Source organism: Pseudomonas sp. GLN_2 (genome assembly GCF_043106005.1).
Lineage (GTDB): Bacteria > Pseudomonadota > Gammaproteobacteria > Pseudomonadales > Pseudomonadaceae > Aquipseudomonas > Aquipseudomonas alloputida.
In genome coordinates this window covers 65,457-91,931 of sequence record NZ_JBICMC010000083.1, presented here as the reverse complement: position 1 = coordinate 91,931, position 26,475 = coordinate 65,457, and the positions used below count along the sequence as shown (strand labels likewise).

General features: G+C 61.1%; 34 protein-coding genes and 1 pseudogene. 17 read left to right on the top strand and 18 right to left on the bottom strand.

The genetic code is table 11. From position 1 onward, the window contains the following. Positions 1-67: 67 nt before the first annotated feature. The 6 genes and pseudogenes from ACF8Q6_RS20080 to ACF8Q6_RS20055 form a co-directional block, all read right to left on the bottom strand. Positions 68-949, bottom strand: a complete 882-nt coding sequence (locus ACF8Q6_RS20080) for a transporter (RefSeq protein WP_392491509.1) — start codon at positions 947-949, stop codon at positions 68-70. A gap of 175 nt (positions 950-1,124) precedes the next feature. Then, positions 1,125-1,322 (bottom strand): annotated as a pseudogene (locus ACF8Q6_RS20075) (transporter); the annotation flags it as partial. A gap of 123 nt (positions 1,323-1,445) precedes the next feature. Then, positions 1,446-1,976 (bottom strand): hypothetical protein, encoded by a 531-nt coding sequence (locus tag ACF8Q6_RS20070; protein ID WP_392499356.1) that lies wholly within the window; start codon positions 1,974-1,976, stop codon positions 1,446-1,448. Between the two features lie 82 nt (positions 1,977-2,058). After that, entirely contained in the window at positions 2,059-2,727 is a 669-nt protein-coding gene (locus ACF8Q6_RS20065; protein WP_392499354.1) for a DUF3313 domain-containing protein, read from the bottom strand. A 46-nt stretch (positions 2,728-2,773) separates the two neighbouring features. Then, positions 2,774-4,093, bottom strand: a complete 1,320-nt coding sequence (locus ACF8Q6_RS20060) for an OmpP1/FadL family transporter (RefSeq protein WP_104961931.1) — start codon at positions 4,091-4,093, stop codon at positions 2,774-2,776. Positions 4,094-4,213: 120 nt separating this feature from the next. Continuing rightward, positions 4,214-5,101 carry a MerR family transcriptional regulator gene (locus ACF8Q6_RS20055; RefSeq protein WP_392493970.1) on the bottom strand — a complete coding sequence of 296 codons (888 nt, stop codon included), beginning with the start codon at positions 5,099-5,101 and terminating at the stop codon, positions 4,214-4,216. Between the two features lie 153 nt (positions 5,102-5,254). Between ACF8Q6_RS20055 and ACF8Q6_RS20050 the strand changes: the two genes are divergently transcribed. From ACF8Q6_RS20050 to ACF8Q6_RS20020, 7 genes are all read left to right on the top strand, one after another. Continuing rightward, a complete protein-coding gene (locus ACF8Q6_RS20050; protein WP_012052718.1) occupies positions 5,255-5,701 on the top strand; it encodes a PAS domain S-box protein in 447 nt (148 codons plus the stop codon). A gap of 103 nt (positions 5,702-5,804) precedes the next feature. Beyond that, a complete protein-coding gene (locus ACF8Q6_RS20045; RefSeq protein WP_003254001.1) occupies positions 5,805-6,227 on the top strand; it encodes a nuclear transport factor 2 family protein in 423 nt (140 codons plus the stop codon). Then, positions 6,224-6,976, top strand: a complete 753-nt coding sequence (locus ACF8Q6_RS20040) for an SDR family NAD(P)-dependent oxidoreductase (protein WP_392493969.1) — start codon at positions 6,224-6,226, stop codon at positions 6,974-6,976. The genes ACF8Q6_RS20045 and ACF8Q6_RS20040 overlap by 4 nt, the downstream gene beginning before the upstream one ends. Positions 6,977-6,982: 6 nt before the next feature. Continuing rightward, positions 6,983-8,230: an NAD(P)/FAD-dependent oxidoreductase gene (locus tag ACF8Q6_RS20035; RefSeq protein WP_161773663.1), complete on the top strand. Its 1,248-nt coding sequence runs from the start codon at positions 6,983-6,985 to the stop codon at positions 8,228-8,230. After that, on the top strand, positions 8,227-9,036 hold the full coding sequence (locus tag ACF8Q6_RS20030; RefSeq protein ID WP_392493968.1) for a DUF1365 domain-containing protein: 810 nt from the start codon (positions 8,227-8,229) through the stop codon (positions 9,034-9,036). Before ACF8Q6_RS20035 ends, ACF8Q6_RS20030 begins: the two co-directional genes overlap by 4 nt. After that, positions 9,011-10,273 (top strand): class I SAM-dependent methyltransferase, encoded by a 1,263-nt coding sequence (locus tag ACF8Q6_RS20025; RefSeq protein ID WP_392493967.1) that lies wholly within the window; start codon positions 9,011-9,013, stop codon positions 10,271-10,273. Before ACF8Q6_RS20030 ends, ACF8Q6_RS20025 begins: the two co-directional genes overlap by 26 nt. Then, on the top strand, positions 10,273-10,761 hold the full coding sequence (locus ACF8Q6_RS20020; protein WP_392493966.1) for a DUF2878 domain-containing protein: 489 nt from the start codon (positions 10,273-10,275) through the stop codon (positions 10,759-10,761). The genes ACF8Q6_RS20025 and ACF8Q6_RS20020 overlap by 1 nt, the downstream gene beginning before the upstream one ends. Here the strand turns inward: ACF8Q6_RS20020 and ACF8Q6_RS20015 are convergent. Genes ACF8Q6_RS20015 through ACF8Q6_RS19995 form a run of 5 tightly spaced genes read right to left on the bottom strand, consistent with a single transcriptional unit; the run spans position 10,699 to position 13,790 of the window. Further along, positions 10,699-10,881, bottom strand: coding sequence for a DUF2256 domain-containing protein (locus ACF8Q6_RS20015; protein WP_004576510.1), 183 nt, complete (start codon positions 10,879-10,881; stop codon positions 10,699-10,701). The genes ACF8Q6_RS20020 and ACF8Q6_RS20015 overlap by 63 nt on opposite strands. Beyond that, positions 10,878-12,404 carry a cryptochrome/photolyase family protein gene (locus ACF8Q6_RS20010; protein WP_392493965.1) on the bottom strand — a complete coding sequence of 509 codons (1,527 nt, stop codon included), beginning with the start codon at positions 12,402-12,404 and terminating at the stop codon, positions 10,878-10,880. Before ACF8Q6_RS20010 ends, ACF8Q6_RS20015 begins: the two co-directional genes overlap by 4 nt. Positions 12,405-12,412: 8 nt before the next feature. Then, positions 12,413-12,718, bottom strand: coding sequence for a DUF6482 family protein (locus tag ACF8Q6_RS20005; protein WP_003254009.1), 306 nt, complete (start codon positions 12,716-12,718; stop codon positions 12,413-12,415). Continuing rightward, a complete protein-coding gene (locus ACF8Q6_RS20000) occupies positions 12,715-13,251 on the bottom strand; it encodes a DUF3833 domain-containing protein (RefSeq protein WP_003254010.1) in 537 nt (178 codons plus the stop codon). Before ACF8Q6_RS20000 ends, ACF8Q6_RS20005 begins: the two co-directional genes overlap by 4 nt. 2 nt (positions 13,252-13,253) lie before the next feature. Then, positions 13,254-13,790 (bottom strand): chalcone isomerase family protein, encoded by a 537-nt coding sequence (locus ACF8Q6_RS19995; protein ID WP_392493964.1) that lies wholly within the window; start codon positions 13,788-13,790, stop codon positions 13,254-13,256. 158 nt (positions 13,791-13,948) lie between these two features. Here ACF8Q6_RS19995 and ACF8Q6_RS19990 point away from each other — a divergent pair, with 158 nt between their 5' ends. The 4 genes from ACF8Q6_RS19990 to ACF8Q6_RS19975 all read left to right on the top strand — a co-directional run bounded on the left by ACF8Q6_RS19990 (position 13,949) and on the right by ACF8Q6_RS19975 (position 16,709). Continuing rightward, on the top strand, positions 13,949-14,440 hold the full coding sequence (locus ACF8Q6_RS19990) for a DUF1543 domain-containing protein (protein ID WP_392493963.1): 492 nt from the start codon (positions 13,949-13,951) through the stop codon (positions 14,438-14,440). A gap of 78 nt (positions 14,441-14,518) precedes the next feature. Next, positions 14,519-15,289 (top strand): SDR family NAD(P)-dependent oxidoreductase, encoded by a 771-nt coding sequence (locus tag ACF8Q6_RS19985; protein WP_392493962.1) that lies wholly within the window; start codon positions 14,519-14,521, stop codon positions 15,287-15,289. 95 nt (positions 15,290-15,384) lie between these two features. After that, on the top strand, positions 15,385-16,077 hold the full coding sequence (locus tag ACF8Q6_RS19980) for a DUF421 domain-containing protein (protein ID WP_017147685.1): 693 nt from the start codon (positions 15,385-15,387) through the stop codon (positions 16,075-16,077). A gap of 92 nt (positions 16,078-16,169) precedes the next feature. Then, positions 16,170-16,709: a type 1 glutamine amidotransferase domain-containing protein gene (locus ACF8Q6_RS19975; RefSeq protein WP_012052730.1), complete on the top strand. Its 540-nt coding sequence runs from the start codon at positions 16,170-16,172 to the stop codon at positions 16,707-16,709. Between the two features lie 56 nt (positions 16,710-16,765). Here ACF8Q6_RS19975 and ACF8Q6_RS19970 read toward each other — a convergent pair whose 3' ends face one another. Continuing rightward, complete coding sequence (locus ACF8Q6_RS19970; protein WP_010953640.1) at positions 16,766-17,290, bottom strand: hypothetical protein; 525 nt, start codon at positions 17,288-17,290, stop codon at positions 16,766-16,768. A 194-nt stretch (positions 17,291-17,484) separates the two neighbouring features. On the opposite strand from ACF8Q6_RS19970, the gene ACF8Q6_RS19965 reads away from it, so the two are divergent. Together ACF8Q6_RS19965 and ACF8Q6_RS19960 are read left to right on the top strand one after the other, a co-directional pair. Next, positions 17,485-18,342 carry a glucose 1-dehydrogenase gene (locus ACF8Q6_RS19965; RefSeq protein ID WP_392493961.1) on the top strand — a complete coding sequence of 286 codons (858 nt, stop codon included), beginning with the start codon at positions 17,485-17,487 and terminating at the stop codon, positions 18,340-18,342. A 169-nt stretch (positions 18,343-18,511) separates the two neighbouring features. Then, positions 18,512-18,976: a hemerythrin domain-containing protein gene (locus tag ACF8Q6_RS19960; RefSeq protein WP_014756344.1), complete on the top strand. Its 465-nt coding sequence runs from the start codon at positions 18,512-18,514 to the stop codon at positions 18,974-18,976. Between the two features lie 95 nt (positions 18,977-19,071). Here the strand turns inward: ACF8Q6_RS19960 and ACF8Q6_RS19955 are convergent, their stop codons facing one another. Continuing rightward, positions 19,072-19,245 (bottom strand): hypothetical protein, encoded by a 174-nt coding sequence (locus tag ACF8Q6_RS19955; protein WP_017147688.1) that lies wholly within the window; start codon positions 19,243-19,245, stop codon positions 19,072-19,074. A gap of 212 nt (positions 19,246-19,457) precedes the next feature. Here ACF8Q6_RS19955 and ACF8Q6_RS19950 point away from each other — a divergent pair, with 212 nt between their 5' ends. The 4 genes from ACF8Q6_RS19950 to arsH are packed head-to-tail and all read left to right on the top strand — an operon-like array spanning position 19,458 to position 22,324. Then, complete coding sequence (locus ACF8Q6_RS19950; RefSeq protein WP_221100163.1) at positions 19,458-19,805, top strand: metalloregulator ArsR/SmtB family transcription factor; 348 nt, start codon at positions 19,458-19,460, stop codon at positions 19,803-19,805. A 21-nt stretch (positions 19,806-19,826) separates the two neighbouring features. Next, the gene (locus ACF8Q6_RS19945) at positions 19,827-21,110 is read left to right on the top strand and encodes an arsenic transporter (RefSeq protein WP_012052736.1); all 1,284 of its coding nucleotides are present in this window, start codon (positions 19,827-19,829) and stop codon (positions 21,108-21,110) included. Positions 21,111-21,138: 28 nt separating this feature from the next. After that, a complete protein-coding gene (locus tag ACF8Q6_RS19940; protein ID WP_012052737.1) occupies positions 21,139-21,609 on the top strand; it encodes an arsenate reductase ArsC in 471 nt (156 codons plus the stop codon). Positions 21,610-21,622: 13 nt separating this feature from the next. Beyond that, positions 21,623-22,324, top strand: a complete 702-nt coding sequence (arsH, locus tag ACF8Q6_RS19935; protein WP_392493960.1) for an arsenical resistance protein ArsH — start codon at positions 21,623-21,625, stop codon at positions 22,322-22,324. A gap of 12 nt (positions 22,325-22,336) precedes the next feature. On the opposite strand, the gene ACF8Q6_RS19930 is transcribed toward arsH, so the two are convergent. The 5 genes from ACF8Q6_RS19930 to ACF8Q6_RS19910 are packed head-to-tail and all read right to left on the bottom strand — an operon-like array spanning position 22,337 to position 26,474. Continuing rightward, the gene (locus tag ACF8Q6_RS19930; RefSeq protein ID WP_012052739.1) at positions 22,337-23,701 is read right to left on the bottom strand and encodes a HAMP domain-containing sensor histidine kinase; all 1,365 of its coding nucleotides are present in this window, start codon (positions 23,699-23,701) and stop codon (positions 22,337-22,339) included. Further along, positions 23,698-24,360, bottom strand: a complete 663-nt coding sequence (locus ACF8Q6_RS19925; RefSeq protein ID WP_012052740.1) for a response regulator — start codon at positions 24,358-24,360, stop codon at positions 23,698-23,700. The genes ACF8Q6_RS19930 and ACF8Q6_RS19925 overlap by 4 nt, the downstream gene beginning before the upstream one ends. Positions 24,361-24,362: 2 nt before the next feature. After that, a complete protein-coding gene (locus ACF8Q6_RS19920; RefSeq protein ID WP_088512291.1) occupies positions 24,363-25,004 on the bottom strand; it encodes a hypothetical protein in 642 nt (213 codons plus the stop codon). Further along, positions 25,001-25,807, bottom strand: a complete 807-nt coding sequence (locus tag ACF8Q6_RS19915; protein WP_012052742.1) for an SDR family oxidoreductase — start codon at positions 25,805-25,807, stop codon at positions 25,001-25,003. The genes ACF8Q6_RS19920 and ACF8Q6_RS19915 overlap by 4 nt, the downstream gene beginning before the upstream one ends. Beyond that, on the bottom strand, positions 25,794-26,474 hold the full coding sequence (locus ACF8Q6_RS19910; RefSeq protein WP_003254035.1) for a TenA family transcriptional regulator: 681 nt from the start codon (positions 26,472-26,474) through the stop codon (positions 25,794-25,796). The genes ACF8Q6_RS19915 and ACF8Q6_RS19910 overlap by 14 nt, the downstream gene beginning before the upstream one ends. Position 26,475 lies beyond the last annotated feature (1 nt).

The window sequence follows — 26,475 nt, the reverse complement described above, 5'->3', positions numbered from 1 at the left end:
TCAGGGTTCTTCTGGCATGCTAGGTAACGACACCTGCATGAATTACGCTATGACCTTCAATCAATGCTCACCAGACATACTGCAAGCGCAACGTCCAGGTGTTCACGTCTGGTGAACCTGTTCGCTCGGAGACAGTGTCTGAATAGGCAATCAAACCGCCGAACTGGGGCGATAGCATGAAACCCAGGCTGGCGCCCAGTAACGTGTTTTCTTGTTGATTGTCCTGATTGACGCCATTGACTCTGGTCTCTCCACCTTTATTGTAAGTCGCATCGAAAGAGGCCCAGAGCGCCCGGTTGAAGCTATAGCTATAGTGGCCTTCCACGGCGTACAGCGGCTTCTGCTCAAGCGTGTTGTCGTCCAGGTAATCATCATTATCGCCATACAGGGACACGTAGGCGTTGACCTCGAGCCACGTCGGCCCGATAGGCGTGCCAAATGCCATCTCAGGTTTGAACACCCAGCGATTGGCGCCAATATTGATGATGCGCTTCTTGTCGTAGTCGCCGGTGGGCGCCGTTACCCATAAGGCCCCGGTGAGGAATGTCTCTGGCTGCCAGGTGGCGAATGCTTCCTGGGTCAGCGCCGGCCCGCCGAACACGTTGTGCACGAAGACCAGTTGCACATCACCCAGGCCCCCGTTGTGTTTGGTACCGTCGAAAAACCGCGCATCATCGAATGATGCACTGACATCGGCATACGGCTGAAGCACTTGTATCGCAGAGTTGCGTCCGTCGATGCCGAAGGACCGCGCGTAGCGCAGAATATACAGGTCGGCGTTCAGCGACAGCCCATCGATTGGCAACGAAGTGTCTATTGGCGTATTGGTGTCGATGAGGTTGTAGTAACCGAAGATCATGTTCAGGTCGGTAGGCAGGTTCTGCCAGTCACGCGCATTGTCAGCCTGAGTGGTAACGGTGGTAATGGAAGCGGCAATACCCAGCAGCATTTTGCTGTTACACCACGAGGTTCGAAGCATGTAGGGTCCTTGATGTTCATCCATGGAGTGGACAAATGCTGCGGAAAATACCCGCGTCAGCCTGATCCCGGCTGCAGTCGACTGGTTAATGAGCATAGCCGCAAACTGAAAATGCGCTTTGTCATGACGGGTTTGATTGCCCGGCTCAGCGCGGGAACAGCAGCGTTACAGCAAAGCGAAAGCCACAGCCATCCGGGCCATTATCCGCTGAGTCGAATCAGTAACGGGGGCCGGCCTGGACGGTTATGGGCTGGCCGCCAACCTTCAATAATTGGGTAACGGTCAAGTTGAGGGGTATCGTCCAGTCTTTGGATTGCCAGTCGTAGGTGGACTCACTGTTGATATTGCCCTTGTCCGGTATGTGCCAGCAACGCAAGTAGATAGAGCGGGTAGCCATTTCTTTTCGACATAGTATTACCCGTCAACTGAAAGCCCTGTGGTTTAGAGCGACCCGGACATTCGGCTATTAAGCGTGATCCGACATTTCTGTCTGCTTTGGCGGCAGCGGACCAATGAACATGCGCTTAAGGCGCTCGCGGCCAATGACGCGAGCCAGTTCAGCGATGACGCAATACATGAATATCAAGGTGATCAGCAAAATCTGAACAGCCCAGAAGCGAGGCCAATTTATCGATGACCACAACATCGCATTCGCATCCACCAGGCCAGCCGCCTCTTTCCAATACTCGTACAGCCGCTCCAGGTAATGCACGATCAACGCGACCAAGGCATACATGAAGGTCTTCCAGGCCACGTTCCAGATCAGCGGCTTGTCCGGGAAGCGATTGATGAAGGGCAGCATATCGGCCACCAGCACAGACTTGCCCAGTATCAGAGCGGCGATGAGCACCGACGCGGAGACAGGCAGGTCCACCCCTGACCCCTTGATCATGAGTGCGCGAATCAGCGCAACGATGTGCAGAATCACGAAAAAGAACACGGTGGGAGGAAGCACCTTCAGGAATTCATGTTTGATCTTTAGCAGGATGGTTTTCATCGGGGCATCCTTGAAGCATCGAATCCGCGGATCACATGCCGATGCCCCCTGACGCACAGCCACGTCAGGGGGAACATGCGGGTTACTTTTTCAGTGCCTTGAATGAACTGACCATGTCCTTTGCCCAGCCATCGAGCACAGCACGTGCGTCCTTGGCCTGCATGATCTGCGAAGAGTTGTCGAGCTCAGCGCCTGCACCCTTGCGCACCACTTCGGCCACCACTTCATTGGAGCTTCCGTCAATGAATGCGGCCTCGGTGGCTACACTGGTGTCCTGGTCGCGAATACCGGTAGCCGTACTGATGCCGGCGGCCACCAACGCGATCGGGATAACCTCATAGGGGCGTAGCCCTTTGGTTTTGGCGCTTACCCCGGTAATCGCCGGGCGCACCACCAGTACACCTGGCCCGGGGCTCGTCGCCAGCGGCAGCACGGTGGAAAATTGGTTTTTCAATGCCTGATCGTAATATTGGGTTATACCTTGCAAGGTTTGCTGCGGAATTTTTGCAGTGGGTTGCGGCTTGGGATAAAACTGGCTGGGTTCGACATAGACGCTGGTAAATTGGTTGGCCTTGATCCCAGGCTTGATCCAGCGCATCACCTCCGCGCCCGACGGTGATTTTTCCTCTTTGAGCTTGCTGTAGTCCTTCAGAAACCCGGAGTATTCATCGGGCTCCACGTATTTGCTCGCACAGCCATGCAGTAACAGCGATGCGAGGCACACGGTTGCAATAAGCGACCTACTTTTCATGCAACTTCTCCTTCCAGGTTGAAGCGGTTATCAAGGATGAAATCCATCAGAATCGCCACGTTGCGCCGCCGCCGATGATGTGCAAAGCGGCGTTATCGAAACTGCCTGATAACGTATCGCCGGAGCGTGCCTTGGTCTGCTCCACGTCCATATCGCCGAGCCAGACCAGCGTATAGGCCAGGTGCAGGTCCAACCCTTCTTCAACCTGATAGTTCACCCCGGTCGCGAAGCGCCACGTCTCGCCCATCGGGTTGTCCACAGTACGGTCCTTGTCATCGACAGCCGAGCTGTCATACCCCACCCCAACGCTCCAGCGCAGCTGGCGGGTCGCCTGGTACTGCGCGCCGACCGAGGCGTGCCAGGTGTCCTTGTACTGGCGATCGACCGTGCGGCTAACCCCGGCGGCGTTGGCATCTACCTCCACGCCGATATCACCGAATTCACTCCAGTCCTGCCAACCCAGACTACCCAGCAGTGTCCATTGATCGTCCAGCTGATGGGCCACGCTGAACGTCGCGGTCTGCGGCACGTTCATCTCCAGTTCCAGCGTGTCTACAGCCAGGCGGTTCAGGGCGGCATTGATGAGGGGATTGTTGATGTTGCTGACATGCGGATTGTCTTCAAACTCCAGTTTCACCTTGCTGGTGTAGGCCAGGCCAATTCGCGTGCGAGGGGCGAGCTGGTAGAGCAGGCCCAGGTTCACACCAATGCCAAAATCCGTGTCCTTGTATTCAAGCTGGCCGTCGGGGCGCTCGACCAAACCCAGCAGGCTGTTATTGACGGCCACCTCGGTGCGGTAATAGCCGAGCATCATGCGCGGGCCGATACCGACGGTGAGGTCATCGGAGAACTTGTACGCAAAGGTGGGTTGGAAAGACACGCCAATCACCGCTGCTTCCTGGGTAAAGTAGCGCCCTGCCCAGTCATCGTCGTAGTTCAGTGCCAAGCCAAAGTTACCGTACATACCAAATCCGATGGCCGAGCGGTCATCGAGCTGGTGGCTGATGAACAGGCTGGCGCCCGGCAGGTATTGCAGGGCATTGCCGCCCTCGTTGCCGTCGAACTGGTTGTTGCTGTCGCGTGAGTAACGCAGGTCGCCGAGGATTACCTGCGTGTTGGCGCTGATCTGCGTGCCGGGCAGCAGGGCGATACCTGCGGGATTGCTCATCAGCACGCTGGGGTCGGTGGCCAGCGCCGCCGAGCCAGCATTGGCCAAGCCGTTGCTTTCCTGGCCGGCCTCATAGATGAAGATGCCTCCGGCTAACAGGTCGCTACTGTGGAGAGCCAACAGGATAACCGGTGCAAGTAGCCACCGTTTCGCATGTTCCGCCCGATGCGTACTGAAACGCTTTACGAACACAGTCATTGCCAGCTCCTTTGAACAATGCGCCGTATCGGTTCAGCATAAGTTTAATGACGCTCAGAGAGCGTAGACGCCGTTACGGAACTGTGCACCTCACTACTTGGACAGGGGGAAGGGCCAGGTTCAGAGGTCCAGCGCACCCCTGAGCAAGGCGTCAAGCACGCGCGCGACGTCAGCACCGTGCTCGTCCAACAGGCACGCCGGCAGCCCGTGCAAGGCCGCTTGCACACCGGCCAGCCCCTCGCCCGTCAAGGCCAGCGGACAAGCAATGTCCATCTGCAGCGAACGCAGGCGCTTGGCCAAGGCAGGGCTCACCGGTGGCTGCAGCGCGATCACCAGTGCCGCTGGCTGCATCGCCGCACACAGCAGCGGGAGCTCTTCCAGCGGCTGCCCGCAGCCGAGCACTTCGATGCGTTGTCGCTCGCTGCTCAACAGCAGCCCGGCGCACAACACCTGGCATTCGGCTTGACCCTCGGTACCCGCCAGCAGCACCCGCGGCGCATCGACCTGGTTCATCTGCAAGCGCAGCAGAAGCCGGGCGCGCAAGAACGTATCGAGAAACAACCATTGGCTACGCTGGCCTGGCGCAGTGCCTGAAGCCAGCTCATGCCAAACCGGCATCAGCACGTCCCGCAGCACCGTGGCCTTTGGCAAGAGTGTGAACAGCTGCCCATGGATAGCTTCCAGCGCCTGCGCATCGAATGCCCTGGAAGCGCGCGCAACGGCGGCGCGCCAGTCGTCAAAGGCCGAGGGCTGCTGCACAGGCGCCTCAGGCTGGCAGGCGAGCCTGTCACCCACCTTGCTGATGGGCAGGCCGTTGGCGGTCCAGCGCAAGATGTCACGTATGCGCTGGACATCCTGGGCCGTGTACAAGCGATGGCCGCCCTCGGTGCGCTGCGGGCGAATCAACCCATGACGCCGCTCCCAGGCACGCAAGGTCACCGGATTGATGCCGGTCAGGCTGACCACATCGCGCATGGGTAGCAATTCGGGTGGGGTGGCGTCGGTCATAACGAGGTGTCATTCAAGGGGTGATACATTCTAAACCCAGATGCACCTTCTGCGGCGAGCCTCCTTGGTTCATCATGCAACAAACAGCGCCAAAAGCTACTGCACGGAAGCCTTTGGCGCACATCGCATACGAAATGCCTGTAGGTGAGCCCCATGATCAATGCAAAACTCCTGCAACTGATGGTCGAACATTCCAACGATGGCATCGTTGTCGCCGAGCAGGAAGGCAATGAGAGCATCCTTATCTACGTCAACCCGGCCTTCGAGCGCCTGACCGGCTACTGCGCCGACGATATCCTCTATCAGGACTGCCGTTTTCTTCAGGGCGAGGATCACGACCAGCCGGGCATCGCAATTATCCGCGAGGCGATCCGCGAAGGCCGCCCTTGCTGCCAGGTGCTGCGCAACTACCGCAAGGACGGCAGCCTGTTCTGGAACGAGTTGTCCATCACACCCGTGCACAACGAGGCGGACCAGTTGACCTACTACATTGGCATCCAGCGCGATGTCACAGCGCAAATATTCGCCGAGGAAAGGGTTCGCGAGCTGGAGGCTGAAGTGGCAGAACTGCGCCGGCAGCAGGGCCAAGCCAAGCGCTGACAAAAAACCTATACAAGGACGTTGACTTGTATAGATAAAAGCTTAGGCTTCAGTTATACCTGTACAACAATTCAATGTTGTACAGGATTGCCTGGAGCCCAGTATGTCAGCGTACCTACAGCAATTCGCCGAACGCTTCGCCCGCCTTGATGGGGCGAGCCTCGACACGCTGGATAAACTGTACAGCGACGATGTCACCTTTCGTGATCCCCTGCACCAGATACAGGGGCTGCAGGCCCTGCGTGCCTACTTCGAGCAGTTGTACGCCAACGCCACCGATATCCGCTACGCCTTCACCAGCGCCGACGAGGTAAAGCCCGGGCAGGGGTACCTGCGTTGGACACTGCAGTTTTGCCACCCACGCCTGGCCGGTGGGCAGCCGATCACGTTGCAAGGCTGCAGCTGCCTGCATTGGCGCGACCGTGTGCATTTTCACCAGGACTATTTCGACGCCGGTGCCCTGCTTTATGAGCACCTTCCTGTCATGGGCACTGCGATCCGCTGGCTCAAAGGCAGGCTGGCATGAGCCGCTGTTGGCTGACCGGCGCCAGCAGCGGTATCGGTGCCGCGCTCGCACAAATCCTCCTGGAGCAAGGCCACCAGGTCGCCTTGGGCGGGCGCAACGTCGACCGCCTTGCACCCCTGGCCGAACGGTTTCCCGGGCAGGCATTGCTGGCCATTGGCGATCTTGACAACCCGGAGCAGGTCGCCGGCATCGCTGCGCAAATCGAGCAGGCCTGGGGGGGCCTGGACATGGCCATTCTCAATGCCGGCACCTGCGAATACCTGGAGCCTGGGCATTTCGATCCGGCGTTGGTCGAGCGCGTCATGCGCACCAACCTGCTGGGCGTCAGCTACTGCCTGGCGGCAGCACTGCCCTTGCTGCGCGCAGGCCAGCGCCCCCACCTGGTGGTGATGGGCAGTTCGGTAACCTGGCTGGCCTTACCCCGCGCCGGCGCCTATGGCGCGTCCAAGGCCGCGGTGCGCTATCTGGTGGAGTCACAGCGAATCGACCTGGCCCGCGAGGGCATCGCGGTCACCCTGGTGAGCCCAGGCTTCGTGGACACGCCACTGACCCGTCGCAACGATTTCCCCATGCCACAGCTGTGGTCTGCACAGCGTGCCGCCCGGCATATCGCCACGCGCCTGCCCCGCCGCCCCCTGGAAATCAACTTCCCCGGTCTTTTCACCTGGGTGTTGCGCCTGCTCGGGGCGCTGCCCGCGCGCCTGCGCCTGGCGCTGGGCCAACGCCTCGCCCGTCATGAACAGGAATGATGATCCATGCGTATAGCAATCATCGGCAGTGGCATCGCGGGGCTGACCTGCGCCCATTTGCTGTCACGCAAGCACGAAGTCACGGTTTTCGAGGCCGAGCAATGGGTCGGGGGCCACACCCACACCCTTGATGTGGTCTGGAAAGGCCAGCAGCATGCGATAGATACCGGTTTCATCGTCTTCAACGACTGGACGTACCCGAACTTCATCCGCTTGCTCGACCAGCTCAAGGTCCCTTCACAGCCGACCGAGATGAGTTTTTCCGTGCATGACCCGATGACGGGCCTTGAATATAACGGCCACGACCTGAACACCCTGTTCGCCCAACGCAGCAACCTGGTGTCCCCAGGGTTCTGGGGGATGATCCGGGACATTCTGCGTTTCAACCGTCAGGCACTGGCCGACCTGGACAACCAGCGTATCGATGCCAGCACCACGCTGGGCGACTACCTTCAAGCGAACCGCTATGGGCAACGCTTCATCGATCATTACATCGTGCCGATGGGGTCGGCGATCTGGTCGATGTCTCGCGCAGACATGCTCCACTTCCCGCTTGAGTTCTTTGTGCGCTTCTGCCGCAACCACGGCTTGCTGTCGGTCAACCAACGTCCACAGTGGCGGGTGATCAAAGGCGGCTCGCGCAGCTATGTCGCACCGCTGTGCCGGCCGTTCGCTGAGCGCATCCGCCTCAACTGCAAGGTTTACCGGGTCAGCCGCGACGAAGGTGGCGTGACCCTCGTGAGCGCGGCCGGCACCGAACGCTTCGACAATGTGGTGTTCGCTTGTCACAGTGATCAGGCCCTGGCGCTGCTGGAAAGCCCCAGCAACCAGGAGCGCGCCGTACTCAGCGCCATCGATTACGCCAGCAACGACGTGGTGCTGCACACCGATACCCGCCTGCTGCCACGCCGCCAGCGCGCCTGGGCCAGTTGGAACTACCGCCTGGGCGGCCCTGAGCGGGCTCCCGCCGCGCTGACCTACAACATGAACATTCTGCAGGGTATCCAGGCCCCGACAACCTTCTGTGTGAGCCTCAACCAGACCGCACTGATAGACCCGGCGCAGGTCATCGCCCGCTTCCAGTACGCCCATCCCCAGTACAGCGTTGCAGCGTCGGCTGCCCAGGCATGCCAAGGACAACTGCAAGGGCAACAGCACAGTTACTTCTGCGGCGCCTACTGGGGCAATGGCTTTCATGAAGACGGGGTGGTCAGCGCACTGAAGGTGGCCGCGCACTTCGGAGAGCACCTGTGAACAGCAGCCTCTGCATGGGCTGGATCAGCCACCGACGGCTGACGCCGCGGGTCCACGCGTTCCGCTACCGGATCGGCATGTTCTACCTGGACCTGGACGAACAATCCTGGCTGATGGGCCTGTCACGCTTGCTGGGACACTGGCGCCTGGCGCCGTTGTGCTGGCGCGAGACCGACTACCTGCCCGCCCTGACCCGCCAAGGCGAATCGCTGGCCCAGGCTGCACGCTTGCTGGTCGGGCAGGCGACGGGGCACCTGCCCGAAGGCCGTGTACAGCTGCTCACGCAACTGAGGTGCTGGGGGCTGTCGTTCAACCCGGTGAGTTTCTATTTCTGCCATGACCGCGACGGGCGCCTGAGTGCGATCCTGATGGAAGTGCGCAACACACCCTGGCGTGAACGCTTTCATTACGTGCTACCGGTGCAAGGCAACCTTGCCAGCCCCTTCAGCGTCGGCAAGGCCTTCCATGTGTCGCCGTTCATGCCGTTGGACATGGACTATCGCCTGCGCTTTTTCCTGGACACGGACCATGTACGCATTCAGATGCAGAACTGGCAAGGCGGCACAAAGGTGTTCGAGGCCGATCTCGCCCTGCGCCGCACGCCACTGGACGGAGCAGCGCTACGTCGGTATGTCCTGAACTTCCCATGGATGAGCCTGCGCACTGTCTCGGCCATCTACTGGCAAGCGCTGCGCCTGTTACTCAAACGCACCCCCGTGCATGACCACACCACCTGCCAGCGTGACCTGGCACTCGGCCAACCTTGCGAGGACCTTGATGATGTCAAATCCCACCCTGAGCGTTAGCAAGTTCGCAGGCCTTGCGCCACTGCTCGGCGGGCTGGCACGAAGCGCCGTGCTCGCCCAGTTGAGCAAGCTGCGTCACGGCCACCTGCGCCTGCTCAGCCACGGGCAGCAGTGGAGTTTCGGTGATGCCGACAGCCCGTTGCAGGCCGAGGTGGAGATCCTCGATGACGCCACCTGGAGCCTGATCGCCGGCAATGGCTCGATCGGTGCTGGCGAAGCCTACATTCACGGCTATTGGCGCAGCCCCGACCTGGCGCTGGTGACCCGCCTGTTCGTCGCCAACCTCGAAGTGCTCGACGCGCTCGAGGGCGGCCTGGCCCGCCTGGGCCGCCCTGCCCTGCGCCTGCTGCACCGGCTTAACCGCAACGACAAGCGTGGAGCCCGGCGCAACATTCTGGCCCACTACGACCTGGGCAATGCCCTGTTCGAGCGGCTGCTGGACCCCACCATGATGTATTCGGCTGCGCAATTCGAACACCCTGAGCAAACACTGGAGCAGGCCCAGCTGCACAAGCTGGAGCGCATCTGCCAGAAGCTCGAACTGAGCCCTGACGATCACCTGCTGGAAATTGGCAGCGGCTGGGGCAGCCTCGCTATCCATGCAGCCACCCGCTACGGCTGCAGGGTGACCACCACGACCCTCTCCGAGGCGCAGTACAGCCATACCCTGGAGCGCGTCAAGGCCTTGGGGCTGGGGCAGCGCGTGCAAGTGCTCCGCGAAGACTACCGCGACCTTCAAGGCACGTTCGACAAACTGGTTTCGATCGAGATGATCGAAGCGGTCGGTCATCGCTACCTGCCGGTGTATTTCCGCCAGTGTGCTTCGCTGCTCAAGCCTGAAGGCCTGATGCTATTGCAGGCGATCACCATCCGCGACCAGCGCTATGCCCAGGCGCAGCGCTCGGTCGACTTTATCCAGCGCTACATCTTCCCCGGTGGCGCCCTGCCTTCGCTGAGCGTGTTGCTCGACACCGCCAGCCGGCACACTGGCCTCAACCTTGTGCACATGGAGGATTTCGGTCAGGACTATGCCCACACCCTGCGGCACTGGCGCGAAAACCTGCGTCAGGCTCGCACCGCGCTGACGGACCTTGGCTACGACGACATGTTCCAGCGCCTGTGGGAGTTTTACCTTTGCTACTGCCAAGGCGGTTTCGAGGAGCGCGCCATTGGCGTAGCACACCTACTCTGGGCAGCGCCCCAGGCACGCCGCGCGCCCTTGCCTGGCGGTGCCTGATGCCCAGCCGCTGGCTGATCGGCAATGCCCTCTGGCTGCAAGCCGGCTGGTGGATCTGCGTGCTGGGCGCCGAGCAGCCCTTGCTGTTGCTGCTGGTGATTCCGGGCGTGGCTGTACACCTGCGCCTGTGCCCGGACATCAATGCCGAGCTCAAGGCACTGTTGCGCGTCACCTTTATCGGCTGCGTGCTCGACAGCGCGCTGGGAGCACTGGGTGTGTTCAGTTTCGACGCCAGGCCCCTGCCGTTGTGGCTAGCGCTGCTGTGGTTGGTGCTGGCCAGCGGGATGCGTCACAGCCTGGCATGGGCCGGCAGGCACTGGCGAAGCGGTGCACTGCTGGGGGCGATTGGCGGCCCTCTGGCCTATGTAGGCGGCGCCAGGCTGGCAGATGTCGCCTTGCCATTGGGCGCGCTGGAAACCGGCCTGCTACTGATGCCGATTTGGGCGTTGGCCCTGCCCCTGCTGGCGCGCATCGCGGCGCGGCGCTGACCGGCGACATCGCTCGGAGCAGTAACGCACCTGCTCCCAACAGCGTGCCCAGCGCTTGCGCCAGGTGAACGGCCGGCCACACACCACGCAAACCTTGCTGGGCAGAAGGCTCTTTTTCATAACGCCTGCCCCGCATCGAGCCGAGCCAGCAATGACTGGCCACGTTGCCACACGGCATCGCGACGGCCAGCGGGCATGCCATCGAGGCTACGATAGACCAGGGCCAGGCGCGGGTTAGCCGAGAGCTGGGGGCGATGACGAATGAGAAAATGCCAATACAAGGCATTGAACGGGCAGGCATCTTCTTCGGTCACCTGGTCGACCCTGTAACTGCAAGCCTTGCAATGATCGGACATGCGCTGGATATAACGACCACTGGCGCAGTACGGCTTGGACCCTAGGTAGCCGCCATCGGCGTGCATCACCATGCCAAGCGTGTTGGGCAGTTCGACCCACTCGAAGGCATCCATGTAGACCGCCAGGTACCACTCACAAATCGCGGTTGGCACAATACCGGCCAGCAAGGCGAAGTTGCCGGTAACCATCAACCGCTGGATATGGTGAGCGTAGCCCAACCGCAGGGTCTGCCCGATGGCTTGGGCCATGCAGCGCATGCGAGTGCGCCCGGTCCAGTAGAACTCTGGCAGCGCCCGGTCGTTGTTCAGGTGATTGAGCCCGGCATACGCCGGCATGCGCTGCCAATAGATGCCACGCACATACTCACGCCAGCCGATCAGCTGGCGAATGAAGCCTTCGGCTGCATTGAGCGGCACCCGCCCCTCGCGCCAGGCTTTGTCGACGTCGTCGCACAAACGACGCACATCCAGAAGGCCGATGTTGAGCGCCGCACTGATGCGCGCATGGAACAGGTACGGCTCGCCTTCGGCCATCGCGTCCTGGTAGTCACCGAAAGCCGCCAGGCCGAAATCCAGAAAATGCTGCCACAGCTGTTGTGCCTCGGCGTGGGTCACGGGGTAGTCGAAACCGTCGACGCCCCCGTAGTGGTCGCTGAAGCGCTGACGCACCAAGGCTACCACCGCTGCCGTGATGTCGTCCTGCGCAAAATGCGCAGCGAACGGGCCACGCAGCTGCCGTGGCAATGGCTTGCGATTGTCGCCATCGAAATTCCAGGCGCCACCTGCCGGGCTGCCGTCAGGCTCCATGAGCAGGCCGGTTCGCTTGCGCATGCCACGGTAGAAGTGCTCCATACGCAGCTGGCGACGTTCTGTAGCCCAGCGCCCGAAGGCTTCACGGGAGCATAGAAAACGCGTGTCGCGAAACCACACAAGCGGCAGTGCGGCATCACGCAAGGCCTGCTCCAGGCGCCACTCACCGCACTCGGTCAAGTGAATGTGGGTGACGCCCAAGGCTTGTTGCCATCGACGCAACTCACCCACGATGCTGCCGCTGTTACCCTCGGCATCCAGCTCGACATAGTGCACCTGCCAACCCCGTTCACGCAGGGCCTGGGCAAAATGCCGCATGGCGCTGAAGATGAGAATGATCTTCAGCGGATGATGCGGTACGTATCGGGCCTCCCCCTCCACTTCCGCCATCAGGACCGCATCGCGAGCAGGGTCAAGGGACGCCAGACTTGCCAGGTCGAACGACAGTTGGTCACCCAGCACCAGGCCCAGGCGCATCGTCCGGGCTACCACTGGCTGGTGAGCGTTACCGGTACGCGCAGCGGTGCGATGGGGCCGTCGCGTTGTCCGCACATCTCATCGTGCACCACCTGCTGCACCAGCATGCATGGCACCGGCGGCAGATCGGCCAGCAACTGCCGCAGTTCGGTCGTGGAGCGCACGCGCACGGGCTGCCCCTGGGCATCGCTCAATGTCACAGGGCCGGCGTCGGTCAGGGCGCGCAGGAGGTAGAAGCCCCCCTCCAGCGACAGCAGTTCAAGTTCCTTGGCTTCGCCGGTCGAAACCAGCTGGGTCAGCGCGATCAGGTTCATGGTGTGCCCTCTGGCAGGCGGCGGAAGAACAAGGTGATCTGGCCAATCTCCACGCCCAGTTTGCTCATGCTCGAGCGGTTGATCAGGGTGTCGTCATCCATGAGGTACATCCAGTCGTCCAGGTCTACCTGCCAGTGCCGCCCGTCGACCGGCAGATCCAGTTGGTAACGCCATCGCAGCGCGTTGCCCGCCACTTCGCCACGCGCCTCGCCAATCACGTCCCCCGCGGTTCCCCGCCAGCGCCCGGGGCCGTCCGGCACCAGCGTCCAGGTACGCTGCTGGCGTGTGCCATCGCTATAGAGAAAATGCTCGTCAAGGATCAGCCGTTCACCCTCGCGGCGGCTGTCGATGCGCACATGGAAGCGCTTGACCACCTCACCGGAACGCTTCTGGAACATCCCCCACGCCTGAACCGGGCGCGAGAAGAACGCCGCCAGGTCCAGCTTCGGCTGCTCCTGGGCATAGTGCTCGATACCGACATTGCCACAACTGCCCAGAAGCAGGCAGGCAGCCAGCAACAGCGCTTTGTACATGTTCAGGCTCCTCGGTCATCGCCAGCCAGCCCAAGCAGCCGCTGACGCAATTGGGGGTCTCTGGCCCGCGGGTCAAGCCAGATGGCGAAGAAGGCCCGGGCGAACACCGGATCGTCGATCGCGTGGCTCAGTTTGCCGTCGACGTAAAAGCGGCAACCCTGCCCCGGCAGGTACAAGCCCGTGATGCGCATGCCAGGGCTCACGTCCACGAATGCCTGCTCAATCGCCCTGGTCCATGCCGCGCGTTGCTGTGCCGTCATGCTGCCGCCACCCAGGCGTTGCATTTCCTCAAGGCTGGCCTTGACCAGCGTGTCCCTGGACAATGAACGGTGATAGAGCAGCTCAAGGGCGAACGGTTGGTTCCAGTCCTGAACCGGGCCAACTGCCCATAACCGGGCGGTATACAGCCGCAGGCCAAACCAGGTGAAATCACCGGCGCCCAGCCGTTGCGCCGCAGGCAGCTCCGCTCGCCAGTCTGCCGCCGACGACATGGCGGCTAGCAGCAGGCAAAGGCAGGTCCAACGTGCAGGGTGCACCATTCTGACCTCGAGCACTGTGTTAAATACTATACAATTATAGACGCTTGTACACATATATGACGAGCTATGTACAGATTTTGATGCCCAGCATGCACATTTCTGTAAGACTCGCCCCCGTTATCGAACACCCATGAAAGTCGAGATAGAAGGAATTGCTCATGCTGTACGTCGTCATGCTCGGTGGACGCCACCCACGGGCCAATATCGAGGTCCACGACGTGTTGTTCGCGCAAGCGGACTCACTTGAACAGGCCTACCCCCATCTGCGCCAAACCTGGTTCGGGAGCCGAACGGGCCTGCACATCGACGCATGGATGGAAATCGACGGTATCGATCGCTACCGCATCGCTTTCAGTCAGGTTGCGCCTGGCCCACACGATCCCAAATTGTTTTTCATCAACCTTGGCGGCTACGAGCCCGGGGTGTTTGGCGAGGCACACCGCTACCTGCTGGTGGTGGCCAAGGACAAGGCCGAGGCCAGGCAACTGGGCAAGCAGCGCCTGCAGGCAGACTGGCTCAAGCCGCATACCGACGCGGTACTGGACGTCGACGATTGCCTGCCGATCGACCGGGTGAACGACCGTTACGTGCACTTGATCGAAGGGCCCCATGACGGCTTACGGCAGTACAGCGACTATATCCTGCTGTGAGCTCGCCCCTGCCATGTGCAAGAACGTTGGCAGGCATCACAGGACGAAGCGCCAGCGCCCAGCCAAGAGGACACGCCGATGAGCCTGATCAACGACCTTCACACACCCGCCAACGTGCTGGTCTGCGGGGCCAGCCAAGGGATTGGCCTGGCATTGTGCACGCAGTTGCTGGCGCGCGATGACATCGGGCTGGTGTTCGCCGTTTCGCGACGCGCCACCACCAGCCCTGCGCTGGAGACCTTGTTCAAAGAGCACGCGCGACGGTTGGTTCGCCTCGACTGCGACGCCCGATCCGAGCAGGCACTGCAAACACTGGCCGCGCAGGTGGGCGCCTGCTGCGACCAACTGAACCTGGTCTTCAGTACGCTTGGCGTGCTGCAAGAAGGCCCGGCGCGGGCTGAAAAAGCACTGACCCAGCTAGACATGGCGGGGTTGCTGAGCACTTTCACAACCAACTGTTTCGCCCCTGTTCTGCTGCTCAAGCATTTGCTGCCGCTGCTGCGTCGGCAACCGATGGCCTTCGTCGCCTTGTCGGCGCGGGTTGGGTCGATCGGCGACAATCACCTGGGTGGGTGGTATAGCTACCGTGCCAGCAAAGCCGCGCTCAATCAGCTTCTGCGCACTGCAAGCATCGAGCTGAAGCGACTGAACCCCGCGTCGACGGTACTTGCATTGCATCCCGGCACCACCGACACCCAGCTTTCCCGACCCTTTCAGGGCAATGTGCCGCCAGGCAAACTGTTCTCGCCCGCGTTTGCCGCCACCTGCATCCTGGCGCTTGTGAGCCGTCACGGCCCGGCGCAGAGCGGAACGTTCTGGGCGTGGGACGGCACGCCGATTCCCTGGTGACGCGCGCGGAGAGTTGCAGGCCAAGTCGATGAACCAGCCCTGAGCGAGAACGGTCAACCCTTTATCTGACAACGGCAGAAGGAAGGGTGGAACGAATGGTTTCGTTTGATCTGCAGCGGATGCTGATAGGCGACTTTCCCTTTACCTTTCTGCTGGAGGTCGCTGTGCGTGTTTCAGCGGCCTTCCTGGCCGTGTTCTTCTTTCTGAAATTCAGTGGCCGGCGCGGGATCAGACAGCTGTCCCGGTTCGAGCTCGTGGTCATTCTCACCCTGGGCTCAGCGGCCGGCGATGTAACCTTTTATGAAGATGTACCGCTGCTGCCGGTGGCCTTGGTTTTCCTCACCCTGTTCATGCTTTACCGAGGAACGGTCTACCTCATGAGGCGAAACAGAACCTGCGAGGCCTGGATCGACGGGCTGCCAGTCACGGTAGTGAAAGAGGGCATGTACGAAATCCATTCGCTGCGTCACATGAACATTTCACCGAATGAGCTGTTCATGGAGCTACGCCAGCAAGGTGTCGAGCACCTGGGCCAGGTTCGACTGGGCCTTCTGGAAACCGATGGCGATCTCAGTTTGTATTTCTACGATCAGCAAGACACACGCCCAGGCCTGTCAGTGCTGCCGGTCGAGCATCGCCCGGAGTACACATCCCCGCCCGGCGCCGGGTTGCATTGCTGCGTGAGCTGTGGTTTCCCGGCCTACCATGAGCCTCATGACACCCTGGCGTGTTCACGTTGCGGTCATACGGTCTGGTCGCCTGCATTGGATACCGTGCGCAACCGTTAGCAGGTTCTCCCCATACCGCCAGGCATCGAGCAGGAACTTTGCTCGCTGTTTGCAGGCCCTTATGAAAGGCCTATCAGCACGAGGAGAAAATGATGAGTGCACAATTGAACGGCAAGCGCGTGGCCTTTCTGGTCACCGATGGCTTTGAACAGGTGGAACTGACCGGCCCGCGTGAAGCCTTGGAAAACAGCGGCGCGGTGGTCGATATCCTGAGCGAGAAAGAAGGCACGGTACGTGGCTGGAACCATGACAAACCCGCCGACGCGTTCAGCGTGGATGCGACTTTCGACAGTGCGCAGCTTGACCTCTACGACGCCTTGGTGCTGCCCGGCGGTGTGCAGAACTCCGACACGATTCGCTTGATCCCCGGTGCGCAGAAACTGCTAAAAAGCCATGATGCGGCTGGCAGGCCACTGGCGGTTATCTGCCACGGCGCGTGGCTGCTGATATCGAGCGGGTTGGCCAAAGGCAAGCGAATGACCAGCTACAAGACCTTGCAAGATGATATTCGCAATGCGGGCGGTACGTGGGTGGATGAACAAGTGGTGGTCGATGGCAACCTCATCACCAGCCGCCAGCCGGACGATATCCCCGCCTTCAATGAGCAGTTGATCAAGGCACTGGCAGACTGACCCTGCTACTGCTCAGCGCGTGCTGGTCGCCCATGATGCCGACCAGCACGCACTGATCAGGCCAGCTGGATGAAAACCGAATAGCTGCCCAGCAACACCCAGAAGCAGAGGAAAATCCAGGGCGTGCGCAAGGAAAACAGCAGCGATTTGCGGTGCCCCGCCTGAGAGGTTTCGGCCTCGCAGAACAGCGGCGACTCGTCATAGGCCAGCCCCATCAGCGGTTCGCTGCGCAGCAAGTGGCTCTGCTTCATCTGCCAGTGCTCGATAATCCGGAAGGCCGCGCGGATGCCAGGCCAGGCATTCAGTGTACTGAGCACGCCGAGCAGTGCGAGAAAAGCCGGGACCATCAGGGTGAACATTTCGCCCCAGCTTTGGTTCAGGTTACCCATCGATGACACGTAGGCGATCACCAGGAACGACTGGGCCGCAAGATAAGCGTCGGTACGGTTGGCCAGGATGGTGGTCTCATACTGAATTTCGCGTCGATAGAAATCCAGCCTCTCCTTGGGCGTACCGAACATCCTCTCGTTCGTCTGATCGATCTCATGTTCCGGCGTGGAAGGCGTGATGATTCGAGGCACCGCAGACTCCTTGATAACGTGGGCCTCACCCATGCCAGCAAGCCCCGTCAGCGGTAGAGCCGTGCGGTGGGTAAAAATTCACTGGAAATGGGTGCATCAACCGCTCGTCGCTCAGCACGAAGATCCACTTCAACACTGGCCTGGCGCGCCTTTCGAATGGGAATGAGCGTTCCAAACCTGCAGGAGCTTCCAGCATGAGCGACTACCCTACCCCGCCATTCCCTTCCCAACCGCAAAGCGTTCCCGGTTCCCAGCGCGAGATGGATCCTTATCCGGACTGCGGTGAGCAGAGCTACACCGGCAACAATCGCCTCGCAGGCAAGATCGCCTTGATAACCGGTGCTGACAGCGGCATCGGGCGTGCGGTGGCCATTGCCTATGCCCGAGAAGGCGCTGACGTTGCCATTGCCTATCTGAATGAACACGACGATGCGCAGGAAACCGCGCGCTGGGTCAAAGCGGCTGGCCGCCAGTGCCTGCTGCTACCCGGCGACCTGGCACAGAAACAGCACTGCCATGACATCGTCGACAAGACCGTGGCGCAGTTTGGTCGCATCGATATCCTGGTCAACAACGCCGCGTTCCAGATGGCCCATGAAAGCCTGGAAGACATTGACGACGATGAATGGCTGAAGACCTTCGATACCAACATCACCGCCATTTTCCGCATTTGCCAGCGCGCTTTGCCCTCGATGCCAAAAGGCGGTTCGATCATCAACACCAGCTCGGTCAACTCGGACGACCCGTCACCCAGCCTGTTGGCCTATGCCGCGACCAAAGGTGCCATTGCCAATTTCACTGCAGGCCTTGCGCAATTGCTGGGCAAGCAGGGCATTCGCGTCAACAGCGTCGCACCCGGCCCGATCTGGACCCCGCTGATCCCGGCCACCATGCCTGATGAGGCGGTGAGGAACTTCGGTTCCGGTTACCCGATGGGGCGGCCGGGTCAACCTGTGGAGGTGGCGCCAATCTATGTCTTGCTGGGGTCCGATGAAGCCAGCTACATCTCGGGTTCGCGGTACGCCGTGACGGGGGGCAAACCTATCCTTTGAATGTGCTGCCGAGGCCTGCATACGCGGGCCTTTGGGCTTCTGGCAGCGCGTAATCGCACCGTGACCTCGAAGCGCGCTTTGCCAGCCATCATCGACGTTGAACCCTGCCGCCCACTGTCACTCAATTCCATGCAAGCCATTGTTCATTCGCCCGCGACGAGGTGACACCATGAATGCTATCGATTTGCTGATTCAAGACCATAAGTTGGTCAAGAAACTGCTGGAAGAGCTCTGCGCGACCACAGAACGTGCCGTGAAGAAGCGCGCCGAACTGCTGCAGCGCATTGGGCAGGAACTGCAGATCCACACTGCTCTGGAGGAGGACATCCTCTACCCGGCGATCAAGCAAGCCGGTGGTAAAGAGGAGGCCAAGATGTATTACGAAGCCAAGGAAGAACACCGGACTGTCGACGCCCTGGTGCTCCCTGATCTGCTGCATACGCAAACAGGCACCCTTGAGTTCGCCGGTCGGGTCAAGGTGATGAAGGAGCTGCTTGAGCATCACATTGAGGAAGAGGAAGAAGCGCTCTTCCCCACTGCGAAAAAGCTGCTGGGGAAAGACCAACTGGACGAGCTGGGGCTCGCCATGCAAGCGCAGAAAAAACTGCTTAAGGGTGAGCAACGGGCCGCTTGAATCAAAAGCGCCAGGCCGGTTCGGGTGCGACCGGCCTGGCGCCATGGGTCAATGTTTGGGACGCCGAGCACCACAAAGGCGCACTGCCGACATCCTCAAGGCTTTGCAGTGCGCCCTTTTTTCCACTGCGCCCTGGAAACACCTTCAGCATAGCCGGTGACACCGATCGCTACCTGCTGAATGCGGCCGCCATGCTGAAGGAAGGCCTCGACCTGCTCGCAGATGCGCACATGGGCTTTTTGGGCCGCGCTGGGGTACGTCTGGGACATGTTGGCCTCTCGGTTATGAGCCACTGAACGACAGTCACCCGGGCAAGCACTATACACCCTGCAGTGCCATCAGCGTCTGAAGCCTGCCAGAACCCTGCTTTTGTCGACCGAAGGGCGTGGCCATGGTGAGCTGCAAGCGCACAAGCCCAGGAATGCTTGCTCGAACATATGGAAATACGTATATTCGGCTTTCCGTATGTACAGGCAACCCCATGATCACACCGCCCGATGTCTTCAAGAGCCTCTCTGACGAAACCCGCGCTCGCGCCACGCTGCTTATCGCCAGCCTGGGCGAACTGTGCGTCTGCGAACTGATGTGCGCGCTGGACGACAGCCAACCCAAGATCAGTCGCCATCTGGCACAACTGCGCAGCAATGGCATGCTGCTGGACCGCCGTCAGGGCCAATGGGTGTATTACCGCCTGAATCCGGAACTGCCTTGCTGGGTTCACGAAATGCTTCAGGTCACCTTGCACGCCAATTCGCAATGGCTGGCTGACAATGCCCTTCGGCTGAAGAACATGGACGGTCGCCCCGTGCGTGATTCCGTCTGCTGCTGATCATCACCAAGCGAGATTTTCATGCTGCCCGCCATTGCTGTCTTCGTCTTCACCCTCATACTGGTCATCTGGCAGCCCAAGGGGCTCGGTGTTGGCTGGAGCGCTGCGCTAGGCGCCATCATCGCCCTGGCTACAGGCGCCGTTTCGCTGCATGACATCCCTGCCGTATGGGCCATTGTCTGGAACGCCACCGCCACGTTCATCGCGGTCATCATCATCAGCTTGCTGCTGGACGAGGCAGGTTTCTTCGAATGGGCCGCATTGCATGTGGCGCGTTGGGCAAACGGCAGCGGCTACCGCCTGTTCGCCTTCTGCGTACTGCTCGGCGCCGCTGTATCGGCGCTGTTCGCCAACGACGGTGCGGCGCTGATCCTCACCCCCATCGTCATGTCGATGCTGCTCGCGCTGCGCTTCTCACCTGCAGCGACACTGGCCTTTGTCATGGCCGCAGGCTTCATTGCCGACACGGCCAGCCTGCCGCTGGTGGTCTCCAACCTGGTCAATATCGTCTCGGCCGACTACTTCGGCCTGGGCTTCGCCGAATACGCATCGGTGATGGTGCCGGTGAATATCGCCAGCGTGGCGGCCACCCTGCTGGTGCTGTTTCTGTACTTCCGTCGTGATATCCCCAAGCAGTACGCGCTCGATGCGCTGAAGGCGCCGAGCGAGGCAATTCATGACCACGCTACCTTCAAAGTCGGTTGGTGGGTGCTGCTGGTGTTGCTTGCAGGCCTGTTCGTACTGGAACCTCTGGGCATCCCGATCAGTGCGGTGGCCGCCGTCTGTGCCGCAATCCTCTTTGCCGTGGCCGCTCGCGGTCACCGCATCTCAACCCGTCGCGTGCTGCGGGAAGCGCCGTGGCAGGTGGTGATTTTTTCTCTGGGCATGTATCTGGTGGTGTACGGCCTGAAGAACGCCGGCCTCACGGACATGCTCACCCACCTGCTGGACAGGCTTGCCGAGCAGGGCCTGTGGAGCGCGGCCATTGGCACCGGGTTGATCTCCGCGCTGCTGTCCTCAGTCATGAACAACATGCCCAGCGTGCTGATCGGCGCCTTGTCGATCCAGGCCAGCGGCGCAGAGGGCGTGGTACGTGAGGCGATGATCTACGCCAACGTCATTGGCTGCGACCTCGGCCCGAAGATCACCCCGATTGGCAGCCTCGCCACACTGCTTTGGCTGCATGTGCTGGCGCGTAAAGGCATGCGCATCACCTGGGGTTACTACTTCAAGGTCGGCCTGCTGCTCACCGTACCGGTTTTGCTGATCACCCTTTCTGCTCTGGCACTGCGCCTGAGCCTCTGACGTTCGCCCCCCAGCGGAGGAGCCCTCCATGCGAGTCCTGTTCATGTGCACGGCCAACAGCTGCCGCAGCATCCTTTCCGAAGCAATGTTCAACCACCTGGCACCGCCCGGTTTCGAGGCAGTCAGCGCTGGCAGTTTCCCCAAGGGCCAGGTGCTGCCACGCAGCCTGAGCACGTTGCAGCAGGCCAATATCTCGACCCAGGGCTTGAGCAGCAAAGGCAACGATGCGTTCGAGGGCAACCCACCCGACATCGTCATCACCGTCTGCGACAAGGCCGCGGGCGAAGCCTGCCCGGTGTATTTCGGCCCTGCGCTGAAGTCGCATTGGGGGCTGGAAGACCCGTCCGATGTCGTGGGTGACGAAGCTTCGGTCGATGCGGCGTTCCGCGCCACACTGGCCCGCATCGAGTCTCGCTGCCAGGCCTTCTTCGCGCTGCCGTTCGATCACCTCGACCGCGAGCAGCTCAAGCACGCGCTGGATCGCATCGGCTCGCTTTGAACAGGAAGAAAACATGTCCGAGCAACTGCCTAACCTCGACCTCACGCTGTTCGACCTGCCGCCTTCGGCAACCCCGACCAGCGAACACAAACCACGCATCCTGCTGCTGTATGGGTCTACCCGAGAACGCGCCTTCAGTCGCTTGCTGGTAGAAGAAGCCGCACGCCTACTGGAGCACTTCGGTGCCGAAACCCGCACCTTCGACCCGTCGGGTCTGCCGCTGCCTGACGATGTACCCGTGGAGCATCCCAAGGTGCAGGAGCTGCGTGAACTGGTGCAGTGGTCAGAAGGCCAGGTGTGGTGCTCGCCGGAGCGCCATGGGGCGATGTCGGCGGTGTTCAAGGCACAGATCGACTGGATTCCGTTGGCGCTGGGGGCATTGCGCCCCACCCAAGGCAAGACCCTGGCCGTGATGCAGGTGTGCGGCGGCTCGCAGTCGTTCAACGTGGTCAACCAGTTGCGCGTGCTGGGCCGCTGGATGCGGATGTTCACCATCCCGAACCAGTCTTCGGTACCCAAGGCTTATCTGGAGTTCGACGACGCCGGGCGGATGAAGCCATCGCCGTACTACGACCGCGTGGTTGACGTCATGGAGGAGCTAGTGAAGTTTACCGTGCTGCTGCGCGACCGCCAGGCATTCCTGGTCGATCGCTATTCAGAGCGCAAGGAAAGCGCCGAGCAGCTGTCTAAGCGGGTCAATCAGCGATCCATCTGAAGCAAAGGTGATTCAAGACAGTGGAAACGACAAGGTAGCGGCCAGCCCGCTACCCGCTCTGTTTTCAAGGCGTACCTGCCCCCCCATACGGTCGATGATGGTCGCTACGATGGACAGCCCGAGGCCAGCACCATTTGGGCTATTTCGGCTGTAAAAGCGCTCGAATACACGGGACAGGCTCTCCTCATCGATACCCGTCCCTTCATCCTCGACGACCAGTTCTATGCTGCTGTCCAGACGCCGCAGTGACACGGCGATGCGCCCCCCAGGCGGTGAGTGTTCTACCGCGTTGGACACCAGGTTCTGTAGCGCAATGCCCAGCGCGCCGGCGTCGATCTGCAGGTGGTGGTCCCCTTCGTCGATGTCCAGCGAAGGCTCCAGGCCTCGGTCCAGTATCCATGGGGTGAGTTCAGCCAGGGTTTCGGTGACGACCTCGGCCAGGTCGATCCGGGTGCTGGCTCGCTGCCCCAGTCTTGGCTCGACGCGGGCCAATGTCAGCAATTGGTTGACCACCCGTGTCAGCCGATCGACCCCGCCCACAAGAAAGCCCAGGGCTTTCTGGCGCTCGGCATCATTGCTGGCGGCCAGCGCGTTCTGTGCGTGCAGCCGCAGTACGGCCAGAGGCGTACGCATTTCGTGGGCAGCATCGGCAATGAAGCGATGCTCACGCCGCAGCAGATCGTCGATCTGCGCCAGCAAGCGATTGATGGCCGCCTGCATGGGCTCCAGTTCAGTGGGAAGCGGTACCAGTTGCAGCGGCTCCAGCGAATCGGCATGGCGCCTGCGGATGACATTGGCCATGTTCTGCAGTGGCCGTAGCCCCCAGCCGATCGCAGCCCACACCAGCAGTGCCAACGCCAGGCTGCCAAGCAGGAACGGGAACAGCGTGTGGCGAACGATGCGGTCGATCAGGTCGTAGCGCACATCATCACGCTCACCCACCCAGATAAGCCAGTGCTTTTCCGGCACCGGCAAAACGAACCCGCGCCATTGTTCACCGCCACTGGAAAAGTCGTAGAACCCTGGAGCAGTGGGTGGTGGGTCAATGGGCGGCGCACTGGGTGTATGCACCAGCAACGCCATGCCTTCACCCCAGACCTGGAATGCCAGCTTGCTTTCGTAAGGGTGCCCCACCTGGTGCCGCCCCGCTTTGCCCAAGGCATCGTTGAAGGCCTGATACAGCGCCTCACGCGAGCCCTCTTGTACCGGCATGCTCATGACGCCTTGCAGCAAACGCGCGTTCTGGGCCAGGTGCGCGTCATACACCTCGTTAATTTCGTGGCTGCTGTCATGGTAGTTATAGAGCGCGAGCAGGCCGGTGCCCAGTAGCAGCAAGAGCATCACGCGCCACAGCGTACGCTGGCGTAGCGAGCTCATGCCTTGACCTCGACCAGATAGCCAATGCCGCGCACCGTGCGAATCAGGCCGTTGAACAGCTTCTTGCGCAGGTGGTAGATGTTCACCTCCAGCGTGTTGCTCTCCGGTTCTTCATCCCAGCCATACAGCAGTTGAGTGAGGCGCTCACGCGTGAATACCTTGCCGGGATGTGCCAGCAACTCATGCAACAGCACGTACTCCTTGGGGGTGAGCACAACGTCGACGCCGTTGTAATGCACTTGCTGGGTGGTCGGGTCCAGGCTGACCCCGGCATGCTCGATCAGTACCTTGGCGCGCCCGACGCTGCGCCGCAGCAAGGCACGCAAGCGTGCCTTGAGCTCGTTGAGGTCGAAAGGCTTGACCAGGTAGTCATCGGCACCGGCATCCAGGCCGGCAATGCGATCATCGAGGGCATCCCGCGCGGTGAGGATCAGCACCGGCAAGCTGTCGCCGCCGGCGCGTAATCGCCTGAGTAGCTCGATGCCATCCATACGGGGTAATCCAAGGTCCAGGATCAGCAGGTCGAAGGTCTCGTGCTGCAGCGCATGCAGGCCACTGACACCGTCACGCAACCAGTCGAGGGTGTACCCCTCCTGGCGCAGGCCATCGCAGATCCCTTCCCCCAGTGCAATGTCATCCTCAACCAGCAACAGCCGCATGTTCAGTCCTGTTTGTCCTTGATGGCCTTGAGTAAAGCATCGATATCGGCACGCCGGCCCTGGTCAGCCAACTCACGCCCCGGCCGGGGCGGTGCCTGCAAGGCTTTCTGCAGGGCTGCGGTAGCTTCAGGGTAGCGCTTTTGCCGATACAGATGATCAGCCCAGAAATAGTTGCTGTCGATACCGTTGGGATTGATCTGCAGGGCTTTGCGCAGCATCTTGTCGGCCATTTCGGCATCACCGAAACCGATAGGCCAGCCGGGCACCTGATCATACAGCGTGCCCAGGCTGGTGTAGGCCGAACCTTGCAGGGCGTTGGGGTCCAGCTTCATGGCCTGCTCCAGGCTGGCTTTCGCCGCCTTGACCTTGCCCAGTGCGCCGAGGCCGCCCGTCGCCCCCGCCCAACTGCTGTTGATGATGCCCTCCCAGATCAGGGGTTCAGGTGTGCCGGGATACTGATGAACAAACGTTGTTGCTTCGCCGGCCAATTTTTCAAAGGCGTCGGCACGCTTGTCCTTGGGCATTTGGTACTGAATCTGCGCCCAGCGCTGCTGCAGATCGCTCAGGCGCTGGCTGCCTGCCTGGTCCAGTGCCCAGGTGAAGGGTGCAAATGCCAGCAAGCTGGCAATGAACAGACGCTTCATTTGTTCGACTCCTTGGAGTGGCTACCGATATAGCGGCGAATGACTGGCAATTGCTTGCGCAGTGCGCGATCGACCATGCCGGGCAACATGCCGTTGATACGCACGAAGAGCTTTTCCGGCCACCCCAGATAAAGCTCGGTGCGCTCGGATTGCACCGCCTGGAGCACAGCACGGGCGACGTCCGCCGGGTCGTCCATGCCAACTTTCAGCGCTTGATTGAGCGCAGTCGCAGCGCTGCTGTTCATCGTTGTGCGGGTCGCCCGGGGGGCGGCATACAGCACGTTCACTGTGGTGTCGGCCAACTCGCGGCGCAGCGCCTCCGAAAAACCACGCAGCGCAAACTTGCTGGCGCAGTAGGTGGCGTAGCCGGGGTAGCCGATCGAGCCATAAGTCGACCCGACATTGACCACCAACGCCTTGGGCTGAGCGCGCAGCAACGGCAGGCAGGCGCGTGTCAGTTGCAAGGGGGCCTTCAGGTTGATGTCCAATAGCTCATCCAGCGCATACTCATCCAGCTGGTCGAGCAGAGCGAAGCGATTCACGCCAGCCGCGTTGATCAGCACATTGACAGCCCCCATCTCGCGTGCCCGCTCGATGACATGTTCGCGCCCTGACGGGCTGCGCAGGTCGGCTTCCTGCCAGCGCAGACGATCAGGGTACCGGTTCATCAGGCCAGCCAGCTTGCCCATATGCCGACTGACGGCCAACACCTGGGCACCGGCAGCGCAGAGCTGTTCAGCCAGCTCCAGGCCTATGCCCCCACTGGCGCCGGTGAGGATCACCGCGGACTCAGCCAAACGCATGGTGCACCTCTTGCTGCCCGGCACGCGGCAAGCCCTGGAACATTTCGGTATACAAGCGGTAGACGACCTTGGCCGCGTGGAGAACGGCCTGCTGGTCTCCGGCATCGTCGAGGCGATCCATCAACTGTTTGTAGGTCACCATGTGCTCCTGGTCGAGCGCTCCGTGCGAGCTGAGGTAGCTGAACGCCTGGTCTGGCAGTGCCAATGTGTTCTGGATAACGCCCGCCGCCTGGGTGGCCAGGGCGATGCTAGTGCCTTCGAGCACGTTGACCATGCCGAACAACCCGACCGGGTTGCCACGGGCGATCAGGTCGTACAGGTAGGCGACCATCAGCTCGATGGATTGCACCGGCTGGCCATCGCGCACGGCCTCCCAGTCACCGCCGCACGCTTTGATGTCGTTGAGGATCCACTGCTCGTGGCCGTACTCCTCTTCAATGTATTCGCAGACCGCGCCGCGCAGCCACTCCAGCCGCAGCGGCAATCGAGCCCCACAGGCCATCATCAGCGGTACGGTATGGCGCACGTGGTAATAGGCCTGAGTCAGGAAGGCAACGTAGCTGTCCAGGCTGACCTGGCCAGCCAGCGCTTCACGGATCACCGGTACGGCGAACAGCGCCTGACGCTCTTGGGCGGTTTGTACTTGCAGGGTGTCGAAAAAGGACATT